This window comes from Bradyrhizobium sp. USDA 4503 (assembly GCF_054055815.1).
In genome coordinates this window covers 5,685,414-5,711,622 of sequence record NZ_JBSRXS010000001.1, presented here as the reverse complement: position 1 = coordinate 5,711,622, position 26,209 = coordinate 5,685,414, and the positions used below count along the sequence as shown (strand labels likewise).

Here is a 26,209-nt window from a genome sequence, read left to right as displayed (position 1 = left end):
TGTCTTTCCGCCTACCCATCCGCATGCAGCACGCGGCCGCGGGTTTCCGGCAGCGCGTAGGCGGCAATGAAGAACACGCCGTAGGCCGCCACCGCGAAGATCGCGATCGCGTTGGCGAGCGTGGTCGTGGTCGACAGCGCGCCGACCAGGAACGGGAACAGCGCGCCGATGCCGCGGCCGAAATTGTAGCAGAAGCCCTGGCCGGAGCCACGCAGCCGGGTCGGATACAGTTCGGTCAGGAACGCGCCCATGCCGGAGAAATAGCCTGAGGCAAAGAAGCCGAGCGGGAAGCCCAGCACCCACAGCACCTCGTTGGACAGCGGCAGCTGGGTGTAGAGCAGCACCACCGCGATCGCGCCGATCGAGAAGATCAGGAACAGATTGCGCCGGCCGATCCGGTCGGCGAGCCAGGCGCCGACCAGATAGCCGATGAAGGAGCCGATGATCAGCGTCGCGAGATAGCCGGTCGAGCCGACCACCGAGAGCTTGCGCTCGGTGGTGAGGAAGCGCGGTACCCAGAAGGTGATGGCGTAATAGCCGCCCTGCATGCCGGTGCCGACCAGGGAGGCCAGCAGCGTGGTCTTCAGGATCGGTCCGTGGAAGATCTCCCACAACGCGGCGGGGCCGCTGCCAGAGGCCTGCGCCTGCGCCATGGTCGCGGCGGAGATTTCCGGCTCGGTGACGTAGCGGCGCAGGTAGAACACGAGCAGCGCCGGCAGTGCGCCGATCACGAACATCCAGCGCCAGGCGTTCTCCGCCGGCAGCACCGAGAACAGGATCGCCTGCGCCAGCACCGCGAGGCCCCAGCCGACCGCCCAGCCCGACTGCACCGAGCCGACCGCACGTCCGCGATACTGCGGCCGGATCGCCTCGCCGATCAGCACCGCGCCGGCCGCCCATTCGCCGCCGAAACCGAGGCCGAGCAGCGCGCGGGCGATCAGGAGCTGATCGAAATTCTGCACCAATGCGCAGACCAGCGAAAAGAACGAGAACCAGACGATGGTGAGCTGTAGCGTCTTCACCCGCCCGATGCGGTCGGACAGATAGCCGCCGAGCCAGCCGCCGACGGCGGAGGCCAGCAATGTCACGGTGCCCGCGAGGCCGGCGGTGCCAGGGTCAACTTTCCAGAGCGTGATGATGGTGCCGATCACCAGCGGATAGATCATGAAATCCATGCCGTCGAGCGTCCAGCCCGACGCGCAGGCCCAGAACGTGCGCCGCTCCTGCAGGTTCATGTCGCGATAGAAGGCGAGGAGGCTGGTGTCCTCGATCTCTGCGACTTCCATTGACTTGGATTCGGCCGTGCTCATGCGCGTTCCCCGGAGAAATCTTTCACCGGCTGTTTGCGATCCGCGGCCGGAGGTGCGCGGACCGCCAATCTATCGCGATGTTGCAGGCGGGGCAAAGCCGCGTTTTGCACGCCTTAGGTGCGGATCATCCTTTAGTACCCCGCGGCCTCCGAGCCGCGCGTGCGCGGATCCGGCGCGCCGAGCAGACCGTTGGTCGTGACGAGGATCGAGTTCGCGGAGGAGTAGCCGAGCGGCTCGACCAGCTTGTGGCCCTTGGCCTTCAGCTCGGTCAGCACCCCGTCGGGAAAGCCGCGCTCGATCCGGACCTCGTCGGGCAGCCATTGATGGTGCATGCGGGGTGCGGCGACCGCGGCCGCGATGTCCATCTTGTAGTCGATCACGTCGACGATGATCTGCGTCACGGCGGAGATGATGCGGCTGCCGCCGGGCGAGCCCGTCACCAGCACCGGCTTGCCGTCCTTCAGCACGATGGTCGGCGACATCGACGACAGCGGACGCCTGCCGGGTCCCGGCAGATTGGCCTCGAAGCCGACCAGGCCGAAGGCATTGGAGGCGCCGGGCGCTGCGGTGAAATCGTCGAGCTCGTTGTTGAGCAGCACGCCGGTGCCGTCGGCGACGAGGCCGACGCCGTACGGGAAGTTCAGCGTATAGGTGTTGCTGACGGCGTTGCCGCCGGCATCGACGACAGAGTAATGCGTGGTGTTGTCGCCTTCGTGAGGCTGCTTGGCGTTGCGCACATCGGTCCAGGGCGTGGCGCGGGCAAGATCGATGGTGGCGCGCTGTTTGGCGGCATAGTCCTTGACGATCAGCAATTGCGTCGGCGCGTCAACGAAGGCGGGATCGCCGAGATAGCGCGCGCGATCGGCATAGGCCCGCTTCATCGCCTCGATCATCACATGCAGCGAGGCGGCCGAGCCCTGCTTCATGTCGGACATCGGAAAGCCTTCGAGGATGTTGAGGATCTCCAGCAGCACGACGCCGCCGGAGGAGGGCTGCGGCATCGAGACGATGTCGTAGCCGCGATAGCTGCCGCGGATCGGCGTGCGGATCACCGGCTGGTAGGATTTCAGATCCTCGAGCGTAAAGATGCCGCCGGCATTCTTGATGCCGCTGACAAGCTTCTCGGCAACCGGACCTTCGTAGAAGCCGCGCGGGCCCTGTTCGGCAATATCAGTCAATACGCCGGCGAGATCGCCCTGGATCAGGCGGTCGCCCTCGCGCAGCGGCGTGCCGTCGGCGTGCGAGAATGTTTTGGCCGAATTCGGCCAGCGCGACATGCGGCGATACATGTCGTTCAGCGTGTCCGATGTGTCGTCGGTGACGATGAATCCGTCACGCGCGAGATCGATCGCGGGCTTGAGGCTCTGCGCCAGCGTGAACTTGCCGGAGCCGTATTTCTCCAGTGCGAGCGCGAGACCCGCGACCGTACCGGGCACGCCGATCGCGAGCGCGGAGTTGCGCGACTTGTCGGAATCGGGCTTGCCGTCGGCGTTCAGGAACATGTCGCGGGTAGCGGCCTGCGGCGCGGTCTCGCGATAGTCGATCGCGACATCCTCATTGCGCCCGGCGAGATGGATCACCATGAAACCGCCGCCGCCGATATTGCCGGCGCGCGGATAGGTCACCGCCATCGCGAAGCCGGTGGCGACCGCGGCGTCGACCGCGTTGCCGCCCTGTCGCAGGATGTCGGCGCCAACTTGCGCAGCCAGCTTCTCCTGCGCCACCACCATGCCGTTTTCGGCGTGAATGCTGCGAATCGTGTCCGCGGCCGAAGGTTCATAGAAGCGGCGCTGGACCTGGCCGAGGGCAGGCGTCGCGATACCAATCACCAGGAGAGCGGCAAACAGCCGTCGCGACATCGTTGCCGTCAGCGCCATCGAAATGTCCTGCCCAGTTCATCGCCGTATCAGTCAAACCGGCCCATGCTATATGGGAGCGGATTGGAGCGGCAAAAGCCTGCCTGTGGTTCGAGTTGGGGAATATCTTTCGCGATGACGGCAACAATGCAGACGGGCGCCGGTGACGCGAAGGCCACCACCAAGGTTTATCCTGGCCGCGCCGCCGTCATCAGCTGGATCTTCTTCGATTGGGCTGCGCAGCCATATTTCACACTGATCACGACCTTTGTGTTCGCGCCTTATTTCGCGAGCTTCGTCGCGCCTGATGCCGCGAGCGGCCAGGCGCTGTGGGGCTTTGCCACCGCGGCGGCCGGACTTGCGATCGCGCTGCTGTCCCCGGTGCTAGGTGCGATCGCCGATGCCAGCGGCCGGCGCAAGCCGTGGATCGCGGGCTTCGGCGCGCTGCTCGTGATCGGCGCCAGCGCGATGTGGATCGGCAAGCCCGGCAATCCCGACATCATCCCGGCGCTGCTGCTCGCCTATGCGATTGCGAGCGTCGGCGTCGAGTTCGCGACCGTGTTCAACAATGCGATGATGCCGACCCTGGTGCCGCCCGACAGGATCGGGCGGCTGTCGGGCACCGGCTGGGCCACCGGCTATGTCGGGGGCATCCTGAGTCTTGTTCTCGTGCTCGGCTTTCTTGCCGCCAATGCCGAGACCGGCCGCACGCTGTTCGGCTTCACGCCGCTGTTCGGTCTCGATCCCGCCATGCATGAAGGCGACCGCATCACCGGTCCGCTGACCGGGTTGTGGTTCATCATCTTCGTGACGCCGATGTTCCTGTTCACGCCGGACTATCCGACGAAGCGCCCGATGCGCGCGGCGCTCGGCGAAGGCCTGCGCGAGCTCAGGCAATCGTTGTCGAGCCTGCCGAAGCAGAAGTCACTGGCGCGCTTCCTGCTGGCGAACATGATCTACACCGACGGGCTGGTCTCGCTGTTTGCGTTCGGCGGCATCTATGCCGCAGGCACGTTCGGCTGGGACACGATCCGGATCGGTACCTTCGGCATCATCCTCGCGGTGGCCGGCACGTTCGGCGGCTGGATCGGTGGCAAGCTCGATGATGCATTCGGACCGAAGCGCGTGATCACCGCCAGCTTGCTGATCCTGCTGCTTGCGATCGTCGTGATCCTCACCGTGAACAAGGATTCCGTCCTGTTCATCCAGGTCGTGCCGCCGGTGCCTGGCGGTCCGTTGTTCGCGGGCGCCGCCGAGCGCGCCTACATCGTGCTGGGCTGCCTGATCGGCGCCACCGGTGCGCCGCTGCAGGCCGCCTCGCGCTCGCTCCTGATCCGCCTCGCGCCGAAGGATCGCATCGCGCAGTATTTTGGCTTGTTCGCGCTTACCGGCAAGGTGACGTCGTTCATCGGCCCGCTCCTGATCGGCGCGATCACCGCGGCGACCGCGAGCCAGAAGGCCGGCATGGCGGTGCTGGTGGCGTTCTTCGTCGCGGGACTGGCGCTATTGGCGAAGGTGCGGGAATAATAAACACTGTCGTCCCGGCCAAGCGAAGCGCGAGCCGGGACCCATAACCACCGCTGCTCGTGTTGCGCGGCGCTGGAGCCTCAGCTCGTTCCAACAAGACACGCTTGTGGTTATGGGTCCCTGCTTTCGCAGGGACGACAGGTTGCTCTAGTGCCGGAAATGCCGCACGCCGGTGAACACCATGGCGATGCCGTGCTCGTCGGCGGCCTTGATCACCTCGTCGTCGCGCATCGAGCCGCCGGGCTGGATCACCGCGGTGGCGCCGGCCTCGATGCAGGCGAGCATGCCGTCGGCGAACGGGAAGAAGGCGTCGGAGGCGACCACCGAACCCTTGGTCAGGGGCTCGGCGAGCTTCAGCTCGGCGGCCGCATCCAGTGCCTTGCGCGCGGCGATGCGCGCGGAATCGACCCGGCTCATCTGGCCGGCGCCGATGCCGACGGTCGCGAGGTCCTTGGCGTAGATGATGGTGTTCGACTTGACGTGCTTGGCGACGCGGAACGCGAATTTGAGATCGCGCAGCTCGGCGTCGGTCGGCGCACGCTTGGTCGCGACCTTCAGGTTCATGTCCTCGACCACGGCATTGTCGCGGCTCTGCACCAAGAGGCCGCCGGCGACGGTCTTGGCGGTGAGGCCGACCGCGCGCGCGTTCGGCAGGCCGCCGGCGAGCAGCAGGCGCAGATTGCGCCGGCCGGCGATGATCGAGATCGCCTCCTCGGTTGCGTCGGGCGCGATGATCACCTCGGTGAAGATGCCGATGATGGCGCGCGCGGCATCCGCATCGAGCGTGCGATTGACCGCGATGATGCCGCCATAGGCCGAGGTGGAGTCGCAGGCGAGCGCGCGGGCATAGGCGGTGGCGAGATCGGGGCCCTCGGCGACGCCGCAGGGATTGGCGTGCTTGACGATGACGCAGGCCGCGGTGCGCTGCGGGTCGAACTCGCCGACGCATTCATAGGCCGCGTCGGTGTCGTTGATGTTGTTGTAGGACAGTTCCTTACCCTGCAGCTGGCGCGCGGTCGCGACGCCCGGCCGCTTCTCCGGCGTGGCATAGAACGCCGCGGTCTGGTGCGGGTTCTCGCCATAGCGCAGCGACTGGATCAGCTTGCCGCCAAAGGCGCGGAAGTCCGGCGCCTTGGTGTCGAGCTGTACGGCAAACCAGTTCGAGATCGCGGCGTCATAGGCCGCCGTGCGCGCATAGGCCTTGGCGGCGAGCCGGCGGCGCAACTGAAGCGAGGTTGCGCCCTTGTGCGCGGCGAGCTCGTCGAGCACGGCGGAATAGTCGTTCGCCTCGACCACCACGGCGACGTCGCCATGGTTCTTGGCCGCGGCGCGGATCATCGCGGGACCGCCGATGTCGATGTTCTCGATGCACTCCTCGAAGCCGGCGCCTTTGTCGACGGTGGCCTCGAACGGATAGAGGTTGACGACCAAGAGGTCGATCGGCGCGATGCCGTGCGAAGCCATCGCCGCGGTGTGTTCCTTGTTGTCGCGGATCGCGAGCAGGCCGCCATGCACCTTCGGGTGCAGCGTCTTGACCCGGCCATCCATCATCTCCGGAAAACCGGTGAGCTCGGAGACGTCCTTGACCTTCAGCCCGGCCGCCGCGATCGCCTTGGCGGTGCCGCCGGTCGAGACCAGCTCGACGCCATGGTCGGCCAGCGCCTTGGCGAAATCGATCAGTCCGGCCTTGTCGGAGACGGACAACAGAGCGCGGGTCACGCGGCGAAGCTGCTCGGTCATATCGGAAAATCCCTGGCTGTTAAGGCAGCCGGGTAGCATGGTTTTGTGCCGTACGAAACCGGTACATGCGCCTGATTCCCCGCAAATTGAGGGTGGTCCGGTATTCTTTCCCCGTCACGCTGAGGAGCGCGCAGCGCATCTCGAAGGGTCGACGGCCACCGGCGGGGCCGTGCATCCTTCGAGACGCCGCTTCGCGGCTCCTCAGGATGACGGGTCGGAGGACTCACCCGTCCTACAGCGGCAGTTCCGGCTCGCGGCGGGCGTTGCGGCGTGCGGTGGTGGCGGAGGCCGAGGTCGAGGAGCGCACGAAGCTCCAGCGGATGGTGCCGGCCTGCCTCGCGTCCTGCCGGATCACGATCTGGGAGGTGCGGCGCGGGCCGTCATTGCCGGCCAGGAACACGCTGTCCTCGAGATCGACCTTGTCGTCCATCGCCTCGAAGGTCCAGACGTCGCGGTTGGGCAGCACCAGCATCACGCCGCGGGCATCCGACAGCCGGCTCGCCTTCACCGAGGGATGCAAATGGAAGCGCAGCGCGAAATCGGCCTCGCTGCCCTTGATGCGGCCGCCCGGCGCCGGCGACAGCGAATCTTCGCCCTCCAGCCGCGTGCCGTCCTGCGAGACCATCAGCACACGGCGGTGGATCACGCCGAAGCGCGAGAGATAGCCGTCATGCGAGGCGGTGAGCACGTCGCCGTCGGGAACGGCTTCGCGGTAGCTCTCGACATTGCTCGGACCGCTGGTGATGGGCGCGCCGCGGAGCAGCCGCTTCATCGCCGACAGCTCGACGAACTGGCATGACGAGGCGTCGCGATAGGTCAGCGTCGAATGCGCCGCGGTGGAGCGCGCGAACGGCCGCCAATTGTCGCGGCCTGTGCTTGGCATGCCGCAATTGACGACAATGCGGCTCACCCCGGAGGAGAGCTCGAACGACAGGCAGCCGGCATGCGCGTCCTGGCTGACGCTGGCCGGCGGCGGCGGGCCGGTATCGATGATCAAGGCGGTGTTGCCGGCATCAAGCCGCTGAAAGCCGGTATGCGGCATGCTCGCCATCGGCACGCCGCGGGTGTCGTCATAGGCGAGCAGCGTCGCGACGAGATCGGACGGCGCGGTGCTCATGCCGTTGAACAGCGCGAAGCTGCCGTCGCCGTGCCGGAAGAAGCGCAGCATCGGCATCATGCGGTCGATCGCGTTGAGCAGCGCCGGCGGCGGCGCGATATTCCGTGCGGCAAAGGTCTGCCGCAGCGGCAGGAGATCGCTGAGCAGCTCGACCAGCGCGCCGGGATTGCGCGAGATGTGGCCGCCATCGGGCAGGATCTGGCGCTGCAATTCGTCGGACAGCTTGCGCGTCGCCGATTTGATGTTGCGCGCCTGGTTGGCGAGACAGAGCGAGGCGTAGCACAGCGCGATCAGCACCTGCAGGCGCGGAACGCCGTCATTGTCGAGCGTCGCGTGGCGCAGATAACGGATCTCGCGCGCCAGCCCGCGCAGATATTTGCGGTAGAATTTTCCGTCGGTGTCGCCGAGCACCAATGGAGCCTGCGACAGCAGCGAGATCACCCGCCGCGCGCGCACATCGGCGCGGCGCTCCAGCGGCCGCTTGCGGGCCTGGTTGGAGATCCAGTCGTCGACCAGCGAACGGGCGTTGGCGCGGGTCAGCGCGGTGTCGGCGGCGCGCAGATGGCGCAGCCAGCCGAAGCCGAGCAGGGCGGCTTCCCAATCCTCCGACGGCGGCTCGAGATCGAAGATCGAGCGGCCGTGGCAGGTGACGATCTTGCCGGCGAAGACGAATCGTCCGGCATAGATCTCGGCCGCGCGGGTGGCGTCGGCGGTCCGCAGATCGTGCGGGGCGATGACCAGCCGGTCGGTGCGGCCGGGCCAGAGCCGCGACAGCGCAACCGTGCTCCCGCTGGCGCGTGCGAGCATGCTGCGGGCAAAGCGGCCAGCAATCAGCGTCGAGATGCGTCTGCTTTGAGCGACCGACACGCCTAACCTTGCGGGGAGGGAATTTTCAACGAATCCTTATTTAGTCCGGAAACGCGGCCAAGACACCTGCCAAGAAACTTGCCCAGGCACCCTCTTGATACCGCACGAATCACTTCGAGCTTAGAGGACTGAAGTTTAAAATCAGGATTTAACCAGCCGGGCCGCGTAAAATCCATCCAGCCCGCCGAGCCGCGGGTCGGCATTGGGCAAATGGCTCGGCAAAGTGCGCAGATCGCCGTCGGCGGTGATGATGTCGTCGAGGCCGGCGACCTCGCTTGTCTCGACCGGCGCACGGCGCAGGCCTGATTCGCTCGCCAGCAGCGCGGCGATCGCGTGCTCGCCTTCCTCCGGCTCCAGCGAGCAGGTACAGTAGACCAGCGTGCCGCCGGGCTTCAGCAGATTGGCGGCTTTTTGCAGCAGCCGCTTCTGCAGCGCCGACAGCGCGGCGATGTCGCCTTCCTGCCGCAGCCAGGCGACGTCGGGGTGGCGGCGGATGGTTCCCGTCGAGCTGCAGGGCGCATCGACCAGGATACCGTCGAAGCTTGCGGCCTCGGCGGGCCATTCGGCGGCGTCGGCAACGACGGTCTCGGCCTGCAAGGCCAGACGCGTGAGATTGTCGCGCAGCCGCGCCACGCGCGCCGGCGAGCGGTCGACCGCGGTGACGTGCGCGCCGGCCAGCGCGAGCTGGGCGGTCTTGCCGCCGGGCGCGGCGCAGAGATCCGCGACCGCCTTGTCCTTGATGTCGCCGAACAGCCGCACCGGCAGCGCGGCGGCGGCGTCCTGCACCCACCACTGTCCTTCGGCAAAGCCGGGCAGCATCGTGACGGAACCCTGCAGCAGCGTGCGCACGGTTCCCGTCGGCAGCGTCTCGCCGTGCAGGCGGGTCGCCCATTGCGCCGCGTCCGACTTCACCGTCAGATCGAGCGACGGCTCGTGGCCGAGCGCAAGCGCCATGTCGCGCGCGGTAGCTTCGCCGTAATGCGCGTTCCAGCGCGCCAGCATCCATGGCGGCAGGTCCAGGGTCTGCATGCTGATCTCGTCGATCAGGCCCTGGCCCTCGCGCGCGCAGCGGCGCAGCACGGCGTTGACGAGCCCGGCATATTTCGCGGCGCGCCGGTCGGACTGCACCAGCCGCACCGAGAGATCGACCGCGGCATGGTCGGGCACGTCCATCCAGAGAATCTGTGCCGCGCCGATCAGGAGCGCGCTCTGCGCGCGCGGCGCATCGGTCGGGATGCCGCGATCGAGCAGGCGCGACAGCAGATGGCCGAGCGTGCCGAGCTTGCGCAAGATGGTCGACACCAGCCGGCGCATCAGCGCACGGTCGCGATCGGCGAGCGATTTCAGGCCGGGATGCGCGCCGGCGCCGTCGAGCTGGTCGTCGAGCGTGCGGTGCTTGTGCAGCACGCCATCGAGGATGTCGGCCGCGATGCGGCGAGCCGCGAGACCGGGGACTTCGGCAGGTACTGCAAATCTTGAAGGAGGCATGAAGCGGAGATATCTCGAAGGTGCTGAGTTACATTCGGCTCATGCCCATCAACTCCATACCACCTCTGGCATGCGAATATGCCAAATGTAAGAATCGCCTTGCGGGATTTCGTGATCGTGATGTCGTCACTGAGCCAGTACAGAGATACGGAATCCGCAGGCAGAAAGTTTTGCCATGTCTGATAAATCGCCGTTGTCATCGCCGCTGGAGGCCGCGCCGCGCAAGCCGCTGACGCCAGCCGCGCAACGCGCGCTCGCCGAGGCCGCGGCGCGGCGCAGGGCTGCCGAGGAGGCGGCCGCGCAGAACGCGGCGGCGCGGCCGAAGGAGTTCCAGGGTCCGAAGGGGCCGGAACCGACGCGTTACGGCGATTGGGAGACCAAGGGCATCGCCTCGGACTTCTGAGAGCCTTGCCTGACGGCTCGACTCGCGCCAGTCTGGGAAAATGTCCCCATACGAAAGAATAAATGCTTATCGTGGGACGGGACGTCCGCCCTTCCGAAGATCACCTTGGGGCCGCCGCGTCTCGGCGGCGCTGCCATGGGTGTTCGTGCTCGGCATTGCCGTCGGCAGCACGCTGCCGATCCGACAATGGGTGCATCTGCCGCCGCATTGGTCGCTCGGCAGGTCGCGCGACACCGACGTGATCTGGCAGCGGGCCGGCGCGCCCGACATCAGGCACAACGTTGATGTGATCAGGACGATCGACGGCGACACGTTCGAGGCGCGGGTGCATTTCTCGCCGGGCCCGGATCTGTACACGCGAGTCCGGCTGCGCGGCATCGATGCGCCGGAGCTGAAGGCGTCGTGTGCGCGCGAACTGCAGATGGCGCAAGCGGCGACGGTGGCGCTGCGTGACCTGCTCGGCCAGGGCGACGTCGCGATCTACAATGTCGGTCCCGACAAATATCAGGGCCGTGTCGTCGCCGACGTCGCGACCAGGAAGACCGACAACGTCTCGGCCGCGCTGCTCGCGGCCGGTCATGCGCGGGCCTACAATGGCGGGCACCGGTTCGGCTGGTGCGGATATTTCGCGCGCTAGGCGACAGCGTCAAACCAGGCTGGGCAAACAAAAGCCGCGCATCTGCGCGGCCTTGCTTTGGACGAGGCGCTGTGCCTGATCAGCGGGTGACGACGACCGTCGTGCCAATCTCGACGCGCGAATAGAGGTCGGTGATGTCGGTGTTGAGCATGCGGATGCAGCCGTAGGAGACGAAACCGCCGACCGAGCCCGGCACGTTGGTGCCGTGGATCGCATATTCACCGCCGGCCAGCGTCATCGCAGCGACGCCCATCGGGTTATGCGGCGAGCCGCCGGCGATCACGTTCGGGATGCTGGGCTTGTCGCGCTTGACCTCGGCGGGCGGCGACCAGGCTGGGTTGCGATATTTGCCGTCGATCTTCGTGGTGCCGGCCCACTGCTTGCCGGACTTGCCGACACCGACCGGATAACGCATCGCGTGGCCGGAATCGAGAATGAGGTAGAGCCGCCGTTCGTTGGTCTTCACGACGATGGTGCCTGGCTCATAGTTGTCGGCGTGTATTCCCACCAGTTCCGGCCGGGCTTCGGCCGCCTGCGATATCAAAGCAACCGCACCAAGGGTGGCAGCCAGCGCCACCGCAAACTTCCTCGACATCAACCTCTCCACTTCCCAACAGCTCCCGCAAGGAAGCCAAAAACGAAGATGCAGAGCCCTTGAAAAACCGGGCCTGCCGGTCTCACGCACGCAACATTAACTGCGTGTGTTAACCGGGTGGTTTCACACCGGCCGCGAGACACGTCTTGATGGCGGGAGAGAATGAAAAGTTCGGATTAAAGTAAATGACCTGGAAACAACACTTCGCCACAAACGCGCCTCAATCGCGCCTTGCCTATGACAATCCCGTGAAGCGCCCGTTGCAGAAAACGGGAAGGGCCGCGGCGGTGATCGCGCGCGGCCCTTCTTTGGTCTTCTGATCCTTGCTGCTGCTGGCCTTACGCCGGCGCGCCCTTCTTGTTCTGACGGTTCTGCACGAGGTCGTCGACCACGGCCGGATCGGCCAGGGTCGAGGTGTCGCCGAGGCTCGACGACTCGTCCTCGGCGATCTTGCGCAGGATGCGGCGCATGATCTTGCCGGAGCGCGTCTTGGGCAGGCCGGGCGCGAACTGGATCAGGTCCGGCGAGGCGATCGGCCCGATGTCCTTGCGGACCCAGGCGACCAGCTCCTTGCGCAGCGCTTCTGTCGGCTCGGTGCCCTTCATCAGCGTGACATAGGCGTAGATGCCCTGGCCCTTGATGTCGTGCGGATAGCCGACGACCGCGGCCTCCGAGACCGCCTCATGCGCGACCAGCGAGCTCTCGACCTCGGCGGTGCCCATGCGGTGGCCGGAGACGTTGATGACGTCGTCGACGCGGCCGGTGATCCAGTAATAGCCGTCGGCATCGCGCCGGCAGCCGTCGCCGGTGAAATACTTGTTCTTGTAGGTCGAGAAATAGGTCTGCTCGAACCGCGCGTGGTCGCCATAGACCGTGCGCATCTGGCCCGGCCATGACCTGGTCAGGCAGAGATTGCCCGAGGTCTCGCCGTCCAGCGTCTTGCCGTCGGCATCGACGATCTCCGGCACCACGCCGAAGAACGGCCGTGTCGCCGAACCGGGCTTCAGCTTGGTCGCGCCGGGCAGCGGCGTGATCAGGATGCCGCCGGTCTCGGTCTGCCACCAGGTGTCGACGATCGGGCAGCGGTCGTCGCCGACCACGCGGTAATACCACTCCCAGGCTTCCGGATTGATCGGCTCGCCGACCGAGCCGAGCAGGCGCAGCGATTTGCGCGAGGTCTTCTTCACCGGCTCGTCGCCGCCCTGCATCAGCGCGCGGATCGCGGTCGGTGCGGTGTAGAAGATGTTGACCTTGTGCTTGTCGACCACGTTCCAGAAGCGCGAATTGTCCGGATAGTTCGGCACGCCCTCGAACATCAGCGTGGTCGCGCCGTTACAGAGCGGCCCGTAGAGAATGTAGCTGTGGCCCGTGACCCAGCCGACGTCGGCGGTGCACCAATAGATGTCGCCGTCGTGATAATCGAACACGTATTGATGCGTCATCGACGCAAAGACGAGGTAGCCGGCCGAGGTGTGCAGCACGCCCTTCGGCGTTCCGGTCGAGCCCGAGGTGTAGAGGATGAACAGCGGGTCCTCGGCGTGCATATGCTCGGCCGGGCATTCCGTCGTCACCATGGCAGCGGCCTCGTGATACCAGAGGTCGCGGGTCGGGTTCATGTCGATCTTGCCGCCGGTGCGCTTCACCACTACGACCCAATCGACGCCGCCGGTCTTGGCGATGGCGGCATCGACATTGGCCTTCAGCGGCACTTTCCTGCCGCCGCGCAGGCCCTCGTCGGCGGTGATCACCACCTTCGAGTCGCAGTCCTTGATGCGCTGCGCGAGGCTGTCCGGCGAGAAACCGCCGAACACCACCGAATGAATGGCGCCGATCCGCGCGCAGGCCAGCATGGCGTAGGCCGCTTCCGGAATCATCGGCAGATAGATCGTGACGCGATCGCCCTTCTTGACGTTCCGCGTGCGCAGGATGTTGGCCATCTTGCAGACTTCGTCGTGCAGCTGGCGGTAGGTGATGTGTTTGGATTCGGAGGGATCGTCGCCCTCCCAGATGATCGCGGTCTGGTCGCCGCGCTTGTCGAGATGGCGGTCGATGCAGTTCCAGGCGACGTTCAGCACGCCATCCTCGAACCATTTGATCGAGATGTTGCCCGGTGCGAAGGAGACGTTCTCGACCTTGGTGAAGGGCTTGATCCAGTCGATCCGCTTGCCGTGCTCGGCCCAGAAGCCGTTCGGGTCCTTGACCGAGTGCGCATACATCTCGCGATATTTGGCGTCATCGATATAGGCGCGCTTGGCCCAGTCGGCCGACACGTCATAGATCTTCTCGGACATCATTTTCCTCCACTCATTGCCGATCGCGCACGACGCGACGGCAAGCCGTCTTGATCATTGCCGCGATTATGCGTTGCCGCATTCCGGCCCGGCAAGGAAAAAGGACTGTCACTTTCGTCGCGTTGAAGCCGCCGGATAGTCCGCCGGCTTCCGCTTGTGATAGGACGGCTTACCGCAACGCATCGACGAGAGAAACCTATGCGCCATCGCTTGCTCGGGGTCACTGGTCTCTTGGTCGTAGTGGTATCGTTCTCTGCGCGTTCGCCGTCGCTGCAGTGGTGCCGCGTGCGACGACGATGCGCTGACGCCGATTTTGATCGACGGCTTCGGGCACAATTGAACGAATTGTCGGACGCCGCCGCGATGAGCTGCGTCAACACGTTCGTGACCGAATAATCCTTGATTGCGGCCAGCGGTTGGACCGTCCCGTGGCTGCCGAGCTCGAGCCGCGCCCCGGCGAGAGCGGCGCGCGAAAGGGCAAGGTCGCTGACCTGATCTGGGGGACCGCGGTGGACCTCCGGGCGTTCAAACGCCGGTTTCCGGCACCGCGCTCGCGTCATTTTGTCCGATCCCGGGCAGCCCAAAATCAACGTTAGCGGGCGAATGGCACCCATGAAAGGTAATTTAATACAGTCAATAACTGATTCGCGACTCGCAATGTCGGCCCCGACGCCCTAAATCGCGTTTCCGAGGCCAGACGGCCCACCGGAACGAAGCCCGAAGCAACGGCATTACCGGGAGAACAGCGGAACAAGGCGTCTTGCGAGAGTAATGATGGATCAGCAGAATATCGCGGCTGTGCGGCCCGTTTCCGCCGATCCCGCTGTCGCCTTGGCAAAGGCACTGGGCCAGTGGCCGTCCAAGCCGCCGCGGGCCAGGCTGCAGCCGCCGGCAAAACTCAAGCTCGACGCGCCCGCTGCCATCAGAACGACGGTTGAAGAACTGGCGCGCGATCTGGGCCTGCGGCTCGGCGACCAGAACGAATTGACCATCCGCCGCATCAAGCGCGGCAAGACCTATTCATTCGTCCGTGCCAATGGCTCGCGGGTCCGCGATGCGCGCACCATCCGCCGGCTGCACGCGATGGCGGTCCCGCCGGCCTATCGCCAGGTGCGCTATTCCAGCGATCCGAGCTCGCATCTGCAGGCAGTCGGCCGCGATGCCGCGGGCCGGCTGCAATATCGCTATCACGCTGACTGGGAGAAGGTTCGCGAGCAGCGCAAGGCGCATCGCCTCGCCAAGCTGGTGGCCGCGCTGCCGAAGATCCGGCGCAAGGTCTCGGCGTTTCTGTCCGGCGACGAGCCGACGCGCGAGTTCGCGCTGTCGGCGGTGATCGAACTAATCGCGCGCACCGCGATCCGGCCTGGCAACGAATCCTATGCGCGCCTCAACGGCACCCGCGGCGCCACCACGCTCTTGAAGTCCAACGTCACGCTGGAAGACGACTCCCTGGTGCTGACCTTCAAGGCCAAGGGCGGCAAGGCCGTGCGCAAGGAATGCGATGCGGCCAAGCTGGTGCGTGCGATCGGCATCCTGCGCGGCGTCCCGGGCAAGCGCATGTTTCAGTATTACGACCGCTCCGGCGTGGTACGGGCCGCCTCGACCACGGCGGTGAACGCGTTCCTGCGCGAGATCGCCGGCATCAAGATCTCGCTGAAGGATTTCCGCACCCTGATGGCGTCGGCGGTCGTCGTGGAATCGCTGTCGCGGATCACGCCGGCCACCAGCCAGCGCGGCCGCAAGCGCCAGGTGCTGGATGCGATCCGCGCCGCCGCCGACCAGCTGTCCAACACGCCGGCGATCTGCCGCAAGAGCTATGTCCACGACACCATCGTCACCGCGTTCGAGGACGGCATCCTCGAACGCTTCGCCGCGACGATGGGAGGCTACCGCACCCAAAGCAAGCGCGAGCAATTGCTGGCGCAGGTGGTGATGGCGGCCGGGGCGTAGGTCCCGCAAGCCGTCGTCCCGGCGAAAGCCGGGACCCGTTACCACAGCCGCCTGTGATTAGAATTCGCTGTGGCCCCAGCTCGTTTCAGCAATCGACATTTGGGTAATGGGTCCCGGCCTTCGCCCGGCCTTCGCGGGGACGACAGTAGAGTTGGACGAGACATCACAGCCCGCCCATCTTGCAGACGTACTTCCACTCCTCCGCGGTCACCGGCTGCACTGAAAGCCGCGAATACTTTACCAGCGCCATGTCGGCGAGCTTCTTGTCCGCCTTGATCGCGGCCATCGTCACCGGCGTCTTCAGCGGCTTGTCGGCCTTGATGTCGACGCAGACGAACTTGCCGGTCTTGTCGGTCGGGTCGGGATAGGCTTCCTTGATGATCTCGGCGATGCCGACGATCTCTTTGCCCTCGTTGGAATGATAGAAGAACGCCTTGTCGCCCTTCTTCATGTTGACGAGATTCTGCCGTGCCGTGAAGTTGCGCACGCCGGTCCAGGCTTCGCCCTTCGCGCCCTTGGCGACCTGATGGTCCCACGACCAGACCGACGGTTCGGATTTCACCAGCCAGTAATTCATCGCAACTCACCCCGTTCGATTGCGCTGCAATCTACAGCGACGCGGATGCCCGCGACAAGCACGGGCATCTGATCCCGGCGCGGCACCTACTGTTTCAAATATCGATCGAAGAACCTGGCGATGTCGGTGAACGCCTCCTTCGTCTCGGGCGCGTCGACGTTGAACTGGTACTGCGCGTGCGACTGCCCCTCATAGACATTGAGATCGGCGATCACGCCGGCGCGGCGCAATTTGCGATGCGTGCGAACCGTGTTGCTGAGGAACAGATCGCGCGTGCCCGATGTCAGGATGGTCGGCGGGAAGCCCTTGAAGTCACCATAGATCGGCGAAATGTAGGGATTCTTCAGGCTGGTGCCGTTTGCATAAAGCCTGGCGGCGCGGCCGAGCCAGCCGTCCCAGGTCACCAGCACGTTGTCGACCCATTCATTGCTCGCGTAGCTGTCGCCGATCTTGTCGATATCGGACCATGGCGTGCCCGGCGCGATGGCGGCGGGCAGCGGCAGCTTCTCATCCTTCGCCCGCAACACCATCGCAAGCGTCATCGCCCCACCGGTTGAGGTGCCGAAGATGGCCAGCCGGCGGTGCTCGTGCGATTTCAGAACTTCCTTCCAGACCGCCATCGCGTCGTCCATCGCCGCCGGATAGGGGAAGTCCGGCGGCATCCGGTAGTCGACCGAGAGGACCTTGAAGCCGCCAAAGCCGGCCATCATGATGGCTTCCGGCAACGCGGCTTCGCCGGGGCCGAACACGTAACCACCGCCATGGACGTGGATCAGCAGGCGTCGCCTGTTCTCGAGCGCGATCTTGTTCGGGGTCACGATGTAGCAGTGCACGCCGGCAAGCCTGGTTTCCTCGACCTTGACGCCGAGCTTCGCCTTCAGCGCCGGAATACCCGCGATCAGAAGCTTGGCGCGGCGATCGATCAACTCCTTCCATTCCGCAGGGGTTTTGGGGTCGGCATTGAAATGCGGCGGATAGGGCGCGCCGATCATTGCCTGCATCTCGGCAGACACGTCGGTGGTTGGATTGCCGATCGATTTGAGTGGCGCGACCCGCTTGCCGTTGTCGGCATTGGCGGCGGCCTCGCTCTTGGCAAGGTCGTCGTAGGTCGTGGCCGTTTGGGCGTGGGCTATGGCGGATGAGGCGGTGAATGCGACGGCGAGGCTGATCGAAAGGATGGCGCGATGCGGTTGACGCATGGGTTTTCCCTTGGGATCCGTTTTTCGATTTGTTGGACCGGGATCCGACGGTTCGCCGCCACGCTAGTACGGCGCGCACGGATCGTGAAGCTCTGCCACGCGCGACCGTGACGTGCGCTACTCCGCCTTGAACGGCCGCGTCAGCAGGCCTTCGATCGCTGCGTCAATGGTCAGCCGGTCGCTCAGGATCGCGGCGACCGCGTTTGACACCGGCATGTCGACCTTCTGCGCAGCGGCGAGCTCGCACAGCACCGGCGCGGTGAACGCGCCTTCGGCGAGCTTGCCGATCGGCGCGGCTTCGCCGCGGCCGAGCGCGAGGCCGAGTGCGAAATTGCGCGATTGCGCGGTCGAGCAACTCAGCAGCAGATCGCCCAATCCCGACAGGCCGGAGAGTGTTTCGGCGCGGGCGCCGCAGGCGCGGCCCAATCTTGCGAGTTCGCTGAAGCCGCGCGTGGTCAGTGCGGCGAGCGCGGAGGCGCCGAGATTCTTGCCGACCACGATGCCGGCGGCGATCGCCAGCACGTTCTTGGCCGCGCCGCCGATCTCGACGCCGCGCACATCGGTGGTGTGATAGGGCCGGAAGGTCGCCGAGCCGAGCGCCTGGACGAGCGCGCGTGCCAGCGCTTCGTCCCCGGTGGCCAGCGTGACGGCGGTGGGCAATCCGCGCGCGACGTCGTCGGCAAAGCTCGGCCCCGACAGGATCGCGGGGACCGCGCGCGGCGCGGCTTCCGCGATCACCTCGGTCATGAATTTATGCGTGCCGTGCTCGATGCCCTTGGCGCAGGCGATGACAGGCGTGTCGGGTTTGAGATGCGGCGCAAGATGCCCGACCGCCGCGCGCAGATGCTGCGCCGGGGTCACGGCCAGGATGATGTCGGCGCGGGCCGCGGCGGCGATATCCGACGTCACGGCGATGCCGGGATGAAGCTGGACGCCAGCCAGCCGCGGATTGACCCGCGTCGCCTGGATCTGCGCGGCATGCTCGGCATTGCGCGCATACAGCGTCACCTTGCGCCCGGCGCGCGCCGCGACATCGGCCAATGCCGTGCCCCAGGCGCCGGCACCGATCACGCTCACGGACATATGCGCCGGCATCAGGCGGGCCTGTCTTCGCTCCCTCTCCCCGCTCTTGCGGGGAGAGGGTTGGGGTGAGGGGCTTTATCCGCGAGCGAGCCGAGTGTTGAGACCTGTACCCCCTCACCCGGATTGCTGCGCAATCTGACCTCTCCCCGCAAGCGGGGCGAGATGCGACGGTGCCTGATGCGCGCCCCGTCGTACATTGTTCAATATCCGGCGCGGCTGTTGGCGTGGCCGGCCGGCGCCTTGGCGTTGGCGTCGAGCAGCCAGCGCGCGCGCGGCGGCGCCTCCATCGTGTCGGTGAGGCCAAGCGCCATCCGCTCGGCGCCGGCCCAGGCGATCATCGCGCCATTGTCGGTGCAGAGCGCCGGCGGCGGGATGATCAGCGTGGTCTGCGCCTTCGCCGCGACCTCCTGCAGCGCGCTTCGAATCGCATGGTTGGCGGCGACGCCCCCGGCCGCGACCAGCGCGCGCGGCGTGCCGAACCGCTCCTGAAACAGCTTCAGGCCGACGCTCAGGCGGTCCGCGGTCGATTCCAGCACCGCGGCCTGGAAACTCGCGCAGAGATCGCTGACGTCCTGCGGCTCGAGCGGCTCCAGCCGGCTGGCTGCATTGCGCACCGCCGTCTTCAGTCCCGACAGCGAGAAATTCGCATCGGCGCGGCCGAGCATCGGACGTGGAAAGCCAAACCGCGTCGGGTCGCCGCCGGCGGCCGCGCGCTCGACCTCCGGTCCGCCGGGATAGGGCAGCGACAGCATCTTCGCCACCTTGTCGAACGCCTCGCCCATCGCGTCGTCGACCGTGGTGCCAAGCCGCACATATTCACCGACGCCGACCACGGCGACGATCTGGGTGTGTCCGCCCGAGGCCAGGAACAGGCAATAGGGAAATGCCAGCGCGCAGGTCAGCCGCGGCGTCAGCGCGTGCGCCTCGAGATGGTTCACCGCGATAAGCGGCGTATCGTGCACCATCGCGATCGCCTTCGCGGTGGTGAGGCCGACGATCACGCCGCCGATCAGGCCGGGGCCCGCGGCTGCCGCGACCGCCGACAATTGTCCGTAGCCGACGCCGGCCTCCTTCATCGCGGAGGCGACGATGCCGTCGAGCAGGTCGACATGGGCGCGCGCCGCGATCTCCGGCACCACGCCGCCGAAGCGGGCGTGCTCGTCGGTTTGCGAGCGCACGACGTTGGAGAGGATTTTCGCCTGCCCGTCAGCCTGGCGCTCGACCACGGCGGCCGCGGTCTCATCGCAGGTGGTCTCGATCCCCAGCACCAGCATCGGCGGTTCGTGTCCCAATTTCGGTCCTTGTGCTACGAGCATGATCCGGACAGGCCGGAACCGGTTTCCGGCAAGATGATGCTCATCAAAATGTCCGCTCCGGGGTAGCATTGCGAGGTCTTAAAGTGCAATCGGTCGCCAACGTCCAATTTATACGGCTGGAGGCCTGAAACCCTGACAATCCTTGTCACACGACCGCATCCGGACAATGACGCGACGCTCGCGACGCTGCGCCAGCGCGGCTTTGACGCCCTGTCGGCGCCGGTGCTGCGCTTCGAGCCGGTGCCGTTCCGCGGCGACGACGATGCGGATTATGATGCCGTCATCCTGACCAGCGCCAATGCGCTGCGTGCGGTCGATCTCGCGACCAGCCGCTTGTTGCGGCTGCCGCTGTTTGCGGTCGGGGTACACACCGCCGATGCGGCGCGCGCCGCCGGCTTCGACAAGGTGATCGTGGCGAAGGGCGATGCGGTCTCGCTGCGCAATCTCGTGCTCGCACGGGTCGAGGCCGGCGAGCTGCCGGCGTCTGCGACGCTGCTCTATCTCGCCGGCGCCGACCTGTCGCGCGATCTTGCGGGCGAGCTCAGCGAGCGCGGGCTCAGCGTCGTCACCCACACCACCTACCGGATGGCGCCGGTGGCCGGCTTCCCGAGGGAAGTCAGCGACGCCTTCATGGCGAACCGGATCACCGCGGTGCTGCATTATTCCCGCCGCAGCGCGCAGGCCTTTCTGGACACGGTCCGAGCCGACGGGATCGAGATTTCGGCGCTCGCCTTGCCGCAATGCTGCATCTCGGCGGCCGTCGCCGCGGTGCTCCATGACGCCGGCGCGACCAAGGTGGTGGTGGCGGCGCGGCCGGACGAAAATGCCCTGCTGGAGGCGCTGAGCCGCGCCCTGCGGCCGAGACCGGAATAATTCTTTCGTCTGACCATGATGTTAGGCAATGCTCGGTTATTCGGATCGTGCTCTAAGAGCCTGGGCCGATTCTGGTACAATATGCGGCCAATAGTTTTGAGGACCCCCCGCGATGGCTGAAGAAAGGCCAGACGACCCAGGATCTTCGCCGGATTCCCGGCCCAAGCGCGCGCCGCCGACCATCGATCTTCAGGCGACCGAAATCTCCAGCGAACCGTCGAAGGCGGAGGGGGCCGAGGAAGCCGCCAGGGAGGCTGACCAGGATGCCGGCAAGGATGCTGCCAAGGCGTCCGCGGACGCGGCGACGCCTGAGGCCGAGCCCCAAGGCGACGCCGCACCGCAAGCGGAGCCGCAGCCCGAGACCGCCTCCGCGGCGCCGGACGCCGAACCGGCGCGGCCGGTGTCGCCCTGGGTGGTGGCTCCGATATCCGGCGCCGTCGCGGCGGCGCTGGTGATCGGGGTTGGCTGGCTGCTCGGCTGGCCCGTCGTGCAGCCGGTCCCGGCGCCGCTACCCAATGCCGCCATCGACCAGCTCGGCATGCGCCTGAGTGCGCTGGAATCGAAAGCCGGCAGGCCGGTCGCGGCGGCCGCCGATCCCGCGGCGACGGCGCGGCTGGAGGCGCTCGACAAATCGATCGCCGCACTGCGCACCGAACTCGCCGCGACGCGGGCGCAATCCGACAAGCTTGCGGCGGCGGTCAATGACGCGAAAGCCGCGCCGCGCGATGGCGCGGCTGCGGCTGATCTCTCCGGCATCACGGCGCGCATCGACAAGGTCGAAGGTGCGGTGAAGGCGCAGGGTGCTGCGATCGCGAGGCAGGACGGCAAGATCGCCGACACCAAGGCCGAGGCGAAGGCCGACGATGTGCCGCTGCGCCGCGTCGTCGCGGCATCGCTGCTCGACGTCGCGGTGCGTCACGGCGATCCCTATGCCTCCGCGCTCGAGGCTGCGAAGGCGCTGTCTGACGATGCCGAGGTGCTGAAGCCGCTCGCGACGTTTGCGACCTCAGGCGTGCCGAGCCCGAACGCGCTGTGCCGCGAGCTGATCGAGATCGTGCCGAAACTTGCGCCGCCTCCGCCTGAAGCTGCGGCGGCCAGCGCCGGGCTGGTCGATCGTCTGAAGGCCGGTGCCTCCACGCTGATCCGGATCGAGCGGACCGACGGCACGGGGACCGATCGCGGCAGCATCGTCGCGCGCGTGACATCGGCCGCCCTGCATAATGACCTCGCATTGACCGAGCGTGAATTGAAGTCGCTGCCGCCGGCGGATCGCACGGCGGCGCAAGCCTGGCTCGCCAAGGTGGACGCGCGCCGCGCCGCGCTCGACGCGTCGCGTAAATTTGCCGACAACGCCATGGCGGCGCTCGCCACGGTCAACCAGTAAGTCTTTGCAATAGGTCTTTGATGATCCGGATCATTCTGTTCCTGCTGCTGATCGCGCTCGCTGCAGCGGGTGCGGCCTGGATGGCCGATCAGCCCGGCGATCTCGTGCTGAATTGGGGCGGCTTGCGCTTCACGTCCAAGCAGCCGATGTATCTGCTCGGCCTCGTCGTCGTCGTCGCGATGGTCGCCGGCGTGATCCTGCGCGGGCTCTGGAAGATCCCCTCGCACATCCGCCGTGGCCGGCGCGAGCGGCGTCACGCCCGCGGCCGCCACGCCATCACGCAAGGCCTGCTTGCGATCGGGCATGGCGATTCTTCGGCGGCGCGCGCGCATGCCGAAGTGGCGCGGCGCCACGCCGGAGGCGATCCGCTGGCACTGCTGCTGCACGCGCAATCGGCGCAGCTCGACGGCGACCGCGACGGCGCGCAGCGCGCCTTCCGTGCCATGGCCGAGCGCGAGGACACGCGGCTGCTTGGATTGCGCGGTCTGTTCATCGAGGCGCAGCGCGCCGACGATCCGGTGGCGGCCGTGATGATCGCCGAGGAAGCGCTGAAGATGTCGCCGTCGTCGTCATGGGCCTCGCATGCGGTGCTCGGCTTCTGCTGCGCCAAGGGCGATTGGGCCGGCGCGCTGTCGATCATCGACAACAACCAGAGCGCCGGATTGATCGACAAGGCGACCTATCGGCGGCAGCGCGGCGTGCTGCTGACGGCGCGTGCGCTGGAGTTCGAGACCGTCGATCGCGACCTGTCGCGCTCGAGCGCGGTGGAGGCGGTCAAGCTGGCGCCGACGCTGATCCCGGCCGCCGTGCTCGCGGCGAAGTTCGAGAGCGAGGCGCATCAGGTGCGTCGCACGATGCGCATCGTCGAGACCGCGTGGCTGGCGCAGCCGCATCCCGATCTCGCCGACGCCTATTCGCATGTGCGGCTCGGCGATTCCGCGCGCCAGCGCCTGGTGCGGGTCGAGACGCTGGCGGCGAAAACGCCGGGCCATATCGAGGGCGCGCTGGCGATCGCGCGCGCCGCGATCGACGCGGCCGAGTTCGCCAAGGCGCGCGCGGCGCTGGAGCCGTTTGTCGCGGCGCCGACCCAACGCGTCGCGCTGTTGATGGCCGAGATCGAGCGCACCGAGCATGGCGACAGCGGCCGGGCGCGGGCCTGGACCCTGCGCGCCGTGCGCGCGCTGCACGATCCGGTCTGGACCGCCGACGGTTATGTGTCGGACCGCTGGCGTCCGGTCTCGCCGGTCACCGGCCGGCTCGACGCCTTCCAGTGGCAGACCCCGGTGGCGGCGCTGCCGTCCGACAAGGGCCACGCGATCGAGCCGTCGCCTTTCGAGGAGGCGATGCTGGCGCCGCGCCGGGTCGAGCCGCCAAAGGAATTGGCCAGCGAGCCTGCGGACGCCAAGCCGGCCGAGCCGGTCGAGGTGAAGCAGGTCGAGGCGAAGCCAGTCGAGGTCAACCCCTTGGAGCCGGCCGCGCCGACGGTGCAGGATAACGCCCCGCTGCCGGCGGCCATCGAGGCCGAGCCCGCCCCGGCCCCGGCCGAACCCGCCGCTCCGGAACCAGCTCCCGCGCCGGCCGCCGAATCGGCGCCCCCGGCGCCAGCCCCCCTGTTCCGGTCGAGGGCCGACCTGCCCAAGGCCGCACCGGCGCCGATTCCGGCCGTGATCCCGATCATCCGGGCCCCCGACGACCCCGGCGTCGACGAGGACGGCCCGGTCGACGAATTTGCGGAACAAATCGGCCCGCCCAAGGCCCAGGTGGGCGGCTGGCGCGGATTTCTGTCACGTTTGGGAAGCTAATTCGCGGTTACGTAACGGCCGTATGGTTCGATACCCGCGTTGTCCTTGCCAATCGGGGTCATGCCCGATATCAGGTGGCCGCATGATCCGGCCGTTGCCGAACGGTTCGCCGCAATAGCTCAGTTGGTAGAGCACGTCATTCGTAATGACGGGGTCGGGGGTTCGAGTCCCTCTTGCGGCACCAGTTTTTTCAGTAAGTTAGCTTGAGGATCGACTGATACCAATTGTCCTTCGGTGCGGGACAGTGCGGCGCCGATCCCATCGTGTTGTATCTTGAAGCCCACCCTTCCAAACCTCCTGCCGAGGCCGGCCACCCGGCGAATGGCAAGCGCTTCTCAGGCCACAGCACCAATCACGGCGTCGGCCGTCCGGGTGTGCAAACCCCAGCGGCCGCTTTCGCAATTGACGCGCGGCGAGACCACCGACCGCAATTTCACGAAGAAATCCCCGCGAAAGCTGATTGATCGTCCGCAAGTCGAATTGCAGTGCTCAACCGCCAATTGTACTCTTGGGTGGACGGGCGATTCGTATTTCACTGATGGCAATTAAGAAACAAGAATTTTATGAGGGGGCCGCTCTTCACCTGATTATTAGGTCGGGTCGCGTAAAGAGCATTCGTTATGACCCTCCCTTCTTTTTCTTGAACGAACGAATATGGATGGAGTGTCCTTAGGATATGGCAGCATGATCTTCGAGACCATCCGGAGAAGGTCGGCAAGCGCGTGATTCGGACGTTAAGTCGACAACGAATGATAAGGAAACGTGGACGATAGACGGCGCGTCAAAGCGGCGAAGGGCATAATCGCATCCCGCTTTTCTGCGCAGCGAGCGAAGCGTACGCCGGCACCTGAATTCAAATGAACCAGCTATTATCGGGGCGTAATGATCTTCCGAAAGTCCGGCCGGGTCGCTCTTGCCGCCCCGGCCGAAGCCTAGATTCGCGCTCCACACAGTCCGCTCATGATCGCGATCGCGACCAGCCCGCCGGCTGCGAGGCCGGTTGCCCAGATCCGGTTGGCGATCGTGGTGGGCACGCCGTGCGCGATCTGCACGCCGCGCAAACCCGATGCGAGATGTGCGAGGACGAAGAAGACGCCGAGCGCGTAATGCGGCACCAGGCGAATGCTCCAGGCGTCGTGGATCAGGCCGGTTGGTGCACCCGACGCCCAGGCCCAGTTGGTGTCGATGTGGCGCACGGCGCGCGCCGAGACCAATGCGGAGTTCAGATGGGTGACGATGAACGCCGCGAGGTAGACGCCGGAGCCGATCTGAAATACGCGGTACGCATCCGCTGGCAGCGCGCTCCAGCGCCAAGCGAGCCGCATCCCGACGGCGACCTGGAACAGCATCAATACGACGAGGATGGGCTCCACCACGGACGACCGATAGACGGTGCGCCCCGCCTTCATCACGGCGGCATGAACATCAGGTCCGAGCCAACCCAGCAGATGATTGGTGAGATGGAATGCGACGTAGAAAAGGATGATCGCTGCGGCGACGCCATGTGTCACGCGCCATCTGGCGATGGATGGCGCAATCGCGGCTGATCTTGCCGGGCGCTCTTGCTCGCTGCCGAACAGCACATAGAGACACGCGACGAGCCAACCCGCGACCCAGACAAGCTCGTCGCGGACGGGGATGTGCAGCAATCCGAGACCGACGCCGGTCAGCACGAACAAAGGCGGCGCGGCGATGCTGAGATAAGCGAGGCGGCGGGCGCGCAGCGCGAACGATGACGGTGCGGCCTTGGTCATCCAGTACGCGCAGGCAAGACTCAGCAAGGGCGCGGCGGTCGCCGCCGGCAGGCAAAGCGCCGCCAGGACCAGTCGCCCGAACGACACCGGACCAGCAGCGGGAGAGACCGCGAGATGAAATGCATCGAGCAGGAACGGATAGGCCATCGCTCCAGCCGCCGGGACCATCGAACGGAGCTTTTCGGCGGCCGTATTCGCCAAGCCATCGCCGCCGGGCCGTACGCGGCCTTGTTCGAGTGCACTCACTGAGCTCTCCAGGGTTCGGGCATCGTGAAAGAGAGGGCCAAACCGACGAATCTATTCCCGGATCATCGTCGAAGGCGCGGCACACAGGCTGGTGCTGCAGACGCCGGCGTGCACGGGCAAGCCGCGTTGCGCCGAGACCATGTCTCAAGGCGCAAAAACTACAGCGATACGGGCCCACCGATAGGACCGAGTTT

20 protein-coding genes and 1 tRNA gene are annotated in these 26,209 nt (G+C 66.3%); 9 read left to right on the top strand and 12 right to left on the bottom strand.

Annotated features, from left to right (window positions below; genetic code table 11):
- Positions 1–11: 11 nt before the first annotated feature.
- Both ACVMIH_RS27225 and ggt read right to left on the bottom strand, forming a co-directional pair.
- On the bottom strand, positions 12–1,310 hold the full coding sequence (locus ACVMIH_RS27225; protein ID WP_076833613.1) for an MFS transporter: 1,299 nt from the start codon (positions 1,308–1,310) through the stop codon (positions 12–14).
- Between the two features lie 131 nt (positions 1,311–1,441).
- The gene (gene ggt / locus ACVMIH_RS27220) at positions 1,442–3,187 is read right to left on the bottom strand and encodes a gamma-glutamyltransferase (protein WP_456864061.1); all 1,746 of its coding nucleotides are present in this window, start codon (positions 3,185–3,187) and stop codon (positions 1,442–1,444) included.
- A 126-nt stretch (positions 3,188–3,313) separates the two neighbouring features.
- Between ggt and ACVMIH_RS27215 the strand changes: the two genes are divergently transcribed.
- A complete protein-coding gene (locus ACVMIH_RS27215; protein ID WP_057021335.1) occupies positions 3,314–4,693 on the top strand; it encodes an MFS transporter in 1,380 nt (459 codons plus the stop codon).
- Between the two features lie 147 nt (positions 4,694–4,840).
- Here ACVMIH_RS27215 and purH read toward each other — a convergent pair whose 3' ends face one another.
- The 3 genes from purH to ACVMIH_RS27200 all read right to left on the bottom strand — a co-directional run bounded on the left by purH (position 4,841) and on the right by ACVMIH_RS27200 (position 9,905).
- The gene (gene purH, locus ACVMIH_RS27210) at positions 4,841–6,433 is read right to left on the bottom strand and encodes a bifunctional phosphoribosylaminoimidazolecarboxamide formyltransferase/IMP cyclohydrolase (protein WP_456864058.1); all 1,593 of its coding nucleotides are present in this window, start codon (positions 6,431–6,433) and stop codon (positions 4,841–4,843) included.
- Positions 6,434–6,665: 232 nt separating this feature from the next.
- The gene (locus tag ACVMIH_RS27205) at positions 6,666–8,417 is read right to left on the bottom strand and encodes a heparinase II/III domain-containing protein (RefSeq protein ID WP_168858083.1); all 1,752 of its coding nucleotides are present in this window, start codon (positions 8,415–8,417) and stop codon (positions 6,666–6,668) included.
- 141 nt (positions 8,418–8,558) lie between these two features.
- Positions 8,559–9,905: an RsmB/NOP family class I SAM-dependent RNA methyltransferase gene (locus ACVMIH_RS27200; RefSeq protein WP_057021332.1), complete on the bottom strand. Its 1,347-nt coding sequence runs from the start codon at positions 9,903–9,905 to the stop codon at positions 8,559–8,561.
- 175 nt (positions 9,906–10,080) lie between these two features.
- Here ACVMIH_RS27200 and ACVMIH_RS27195 point away from each other — a divergent pair, with 175 nt between their 5' ends.
- Together ACVMIH_RS27195 and ACVMIH_RS27190 are read left to right on the top strand one after the other, a co-directional pair.
- Positions 10,081–10,308, top strand: a complete 228-nt coding sequence (locus ACVMIH_RS27195; protein ID WP_057021331.1) for a DUF1674 domain-containing protein — start codon at positions 10,081–10,083, stop codon at positions 10,306–10,308.
- 40 nt (positions 10,309–10,348) lie between these two features.
- A complete protein-coding gene (locus tag ACVMIH_RS27190; RefSeq protein WP_210262897.1) occupies positions 10,349–10,945 on the top strand; it encodes a thermonuclease family protein in 597 nt (198 codons plus the stop codon).
- 79 nt (positions 10,946–11,024) lie between these two features.
- Here the strand turns inward: ACVMIH_RS27190 and ACVMIH_RS27185 are convergent, their stop codons facing one another.
- Positions 11,025–11,540, bottom strand: a complete 516-nt coding sequence (locus ACVMIH_RS27185) for a L,D-transpeptidase (protein ID WP_057021359.1) — start codon at positions 11,538–11,540, stop codon at positions 11,025–11,027.
- 185 nt (positions 11,541–11,725) lie between these two features.
- Between ACVMIH_RS27185 and ACVMIH_RS27180 the strand changes: the two genes are divergently transcribed.
- The gene (locus ACVMIH_RS27180; protein WP_283809232.1) at positions 11,726–11,860 is read left to right on the top strand and encodes a hypothetical protein; all 135 of its coding nucleotides are present in this window, start codon (positions 11,726–11,728) and stop codon (positions 11,858–11,860) included.
- Positions 11,861–11,878: 18 nt separating this feature from the next.
- On the opposite strand, the gene acs is transcribed toward ACVMIH_RS27180, so the two are convergent.
- Positions 11,879–13,831 (bottom strand): acetate--CoA ligase, encoded by a 1,953-nt coding sequence (gene acs / locus ACVMIH_RS27175; protein ID WP_057021358.1) that lies wholly within the window; start codon positions 13,829–13,831, stop codon positions 11,879–11,881.
- Between the two features lie 771 nt (positions 13,832–14,602).
- Here acs and ACVMIH_RS27170 point away from each other — a divergent pair.
- Positions 14,603–15,781, top strand: a complete 1,179-nt coding sequence (locus tag ACVMIH_RS27170) for a DNA topoisomerase IB (protein ID WP_076835000.1) — start codon at positions 14,603–14,605, stop codon at positions 15,779–15,781.
- Positions 15,782–15,944: 163 nt separating this feature from the next.
- Here ACVMIH_RS27170 and ACVMIH_RS27165 read toward each other — a convergent pair whose 3' ends face one another.
- From ACVMIH_RS27165 to tsaD, 4 genes are all read right to left on the bottom strand, one after another.
- Positions 15,945–16,358 (bottom strand): EVE domain-containing protein, encoded by a 414-nt coding sequence (locus ACVMIH_RS27165; protein ID WP_057021328.1) that lies wholly within the window; start codon positions 16,356–16,358, stop codon positions 15,945–15,947.
- An 86-nt stretch (positions 16,359–16,444) separates the two neighbouring features.
- Entirely contained in the window at positions 16,445–17,557 is a 1,113-nt protein-coding gene (locus ACVMIH_RS27160; protein ID WP_456854162.1) for an alpha/beta hydrolase, read from the bottom strand.
- A gap of 117 nt (positions 17,558–17,674) precedes the next feature.
- On the bottom strand, positions 17,675–18,652 hold the full coding sequence (locus ACVMIH_RS27155) for an NAD(P)H-dependent glycerol-3-phosphate dehydrogenase (protein WP_456864055.1): 978 nt from the start codon (positions 18,650–18,652) through the stop codon (positions 17,675–17,677).
- Between the two features lie 188 nt (positions 18,653–18,840).
- Positions 18,841–19,914 (bottom strand): tRNA (adenosine(37)-N6)-threonylcarbamoyltransferase complex transferase subunit TsaD, encoded by a 1,074-nt coding sequence (tsaD, locus tag ACVMIH_RS27150; protein WP_076834997.1) that lies wholly within the window; start codon positions 19,912–19,914, stop codon positions 18,841–18,843.
- 174 nt (positions 19,915–20,088) lie between these two features.
- Here tsaD and ACVMIH_RS27145 point away from each other — a divergent pair, with 174 nt between their 5' ends.
- The 4 genes from ACVMIH_RS27145 to ACVMIH_RS27130 all read left to right on the top strand — a co-directional run bounded on the left by ACVMIH_RS27145 (position 20,089) and on the right by ACVMIH_RS27130 (position 24,199).
- The gene (locus ACVMIH_RS27145; protein ID WP_456856711.1) at positions 20,089–20,829 is read left to right on the top strand and encodes a uroporphyrinogen-III synthase; all 741 of its coding nucleotides are present in this window, start codon (positions 20,089–20,091) and stop codon (positions 20,827–20,829) included.
- Positions 20,830–20,941: 112 nt separating this feature from the next.
- Positions 20,942–22,213: a COG4223 family protein gene (locus tag ACVMIH_RS27140; RefSeq protein ID WP_456864052.1), complete on the top strand. Its 1,272-nt coding sequence runs from the start codon at positions 20,942–20,944 to the stop codon at positions 22,211–22,213.
- A 20-nt stretch (positions 22,214–22,233) separates the two neighbouring features.
- Entirely contained in the window at positions 22,234–24,015 is a 1,782-nt protein-coding gene (locus ACVMIH_RS27135; RefSeq protein ID WP_456864049.1) for a heme biosynthesis HemY N-terminal domain-containing protein, read from the top strand.
- Positions 24,016–24,123: 108 nt separating this feature from the next.
- Positions 24,124–24,199 (top strand) — tRNA-Thr (locus tag ACVMIH_RS27130).
- A 748-nt stretch (positions 24,200–24,947) separates the two neighbouring features.
- On the opposite strand, the gene ACVMIH_RS27125 is transcribed toward ACVMIH_RS27130, so the two are convergent.
- Positions 24,948–26,015 carry a hypothetical protein gene (locus ACVMIH_RS27125; RefSeq protein ID WP_456864046.1) on the bottom strand — a complete coding sequence of 356 codons (1,068 nt, stop codon included), beginning with the start codon at positions 26,013–26,015 and terminating at the stop codon, positions 24,948–24,950.
- Between the last annotated feature and the right edge of the window lie 194 nt (positions 26,016–26,209).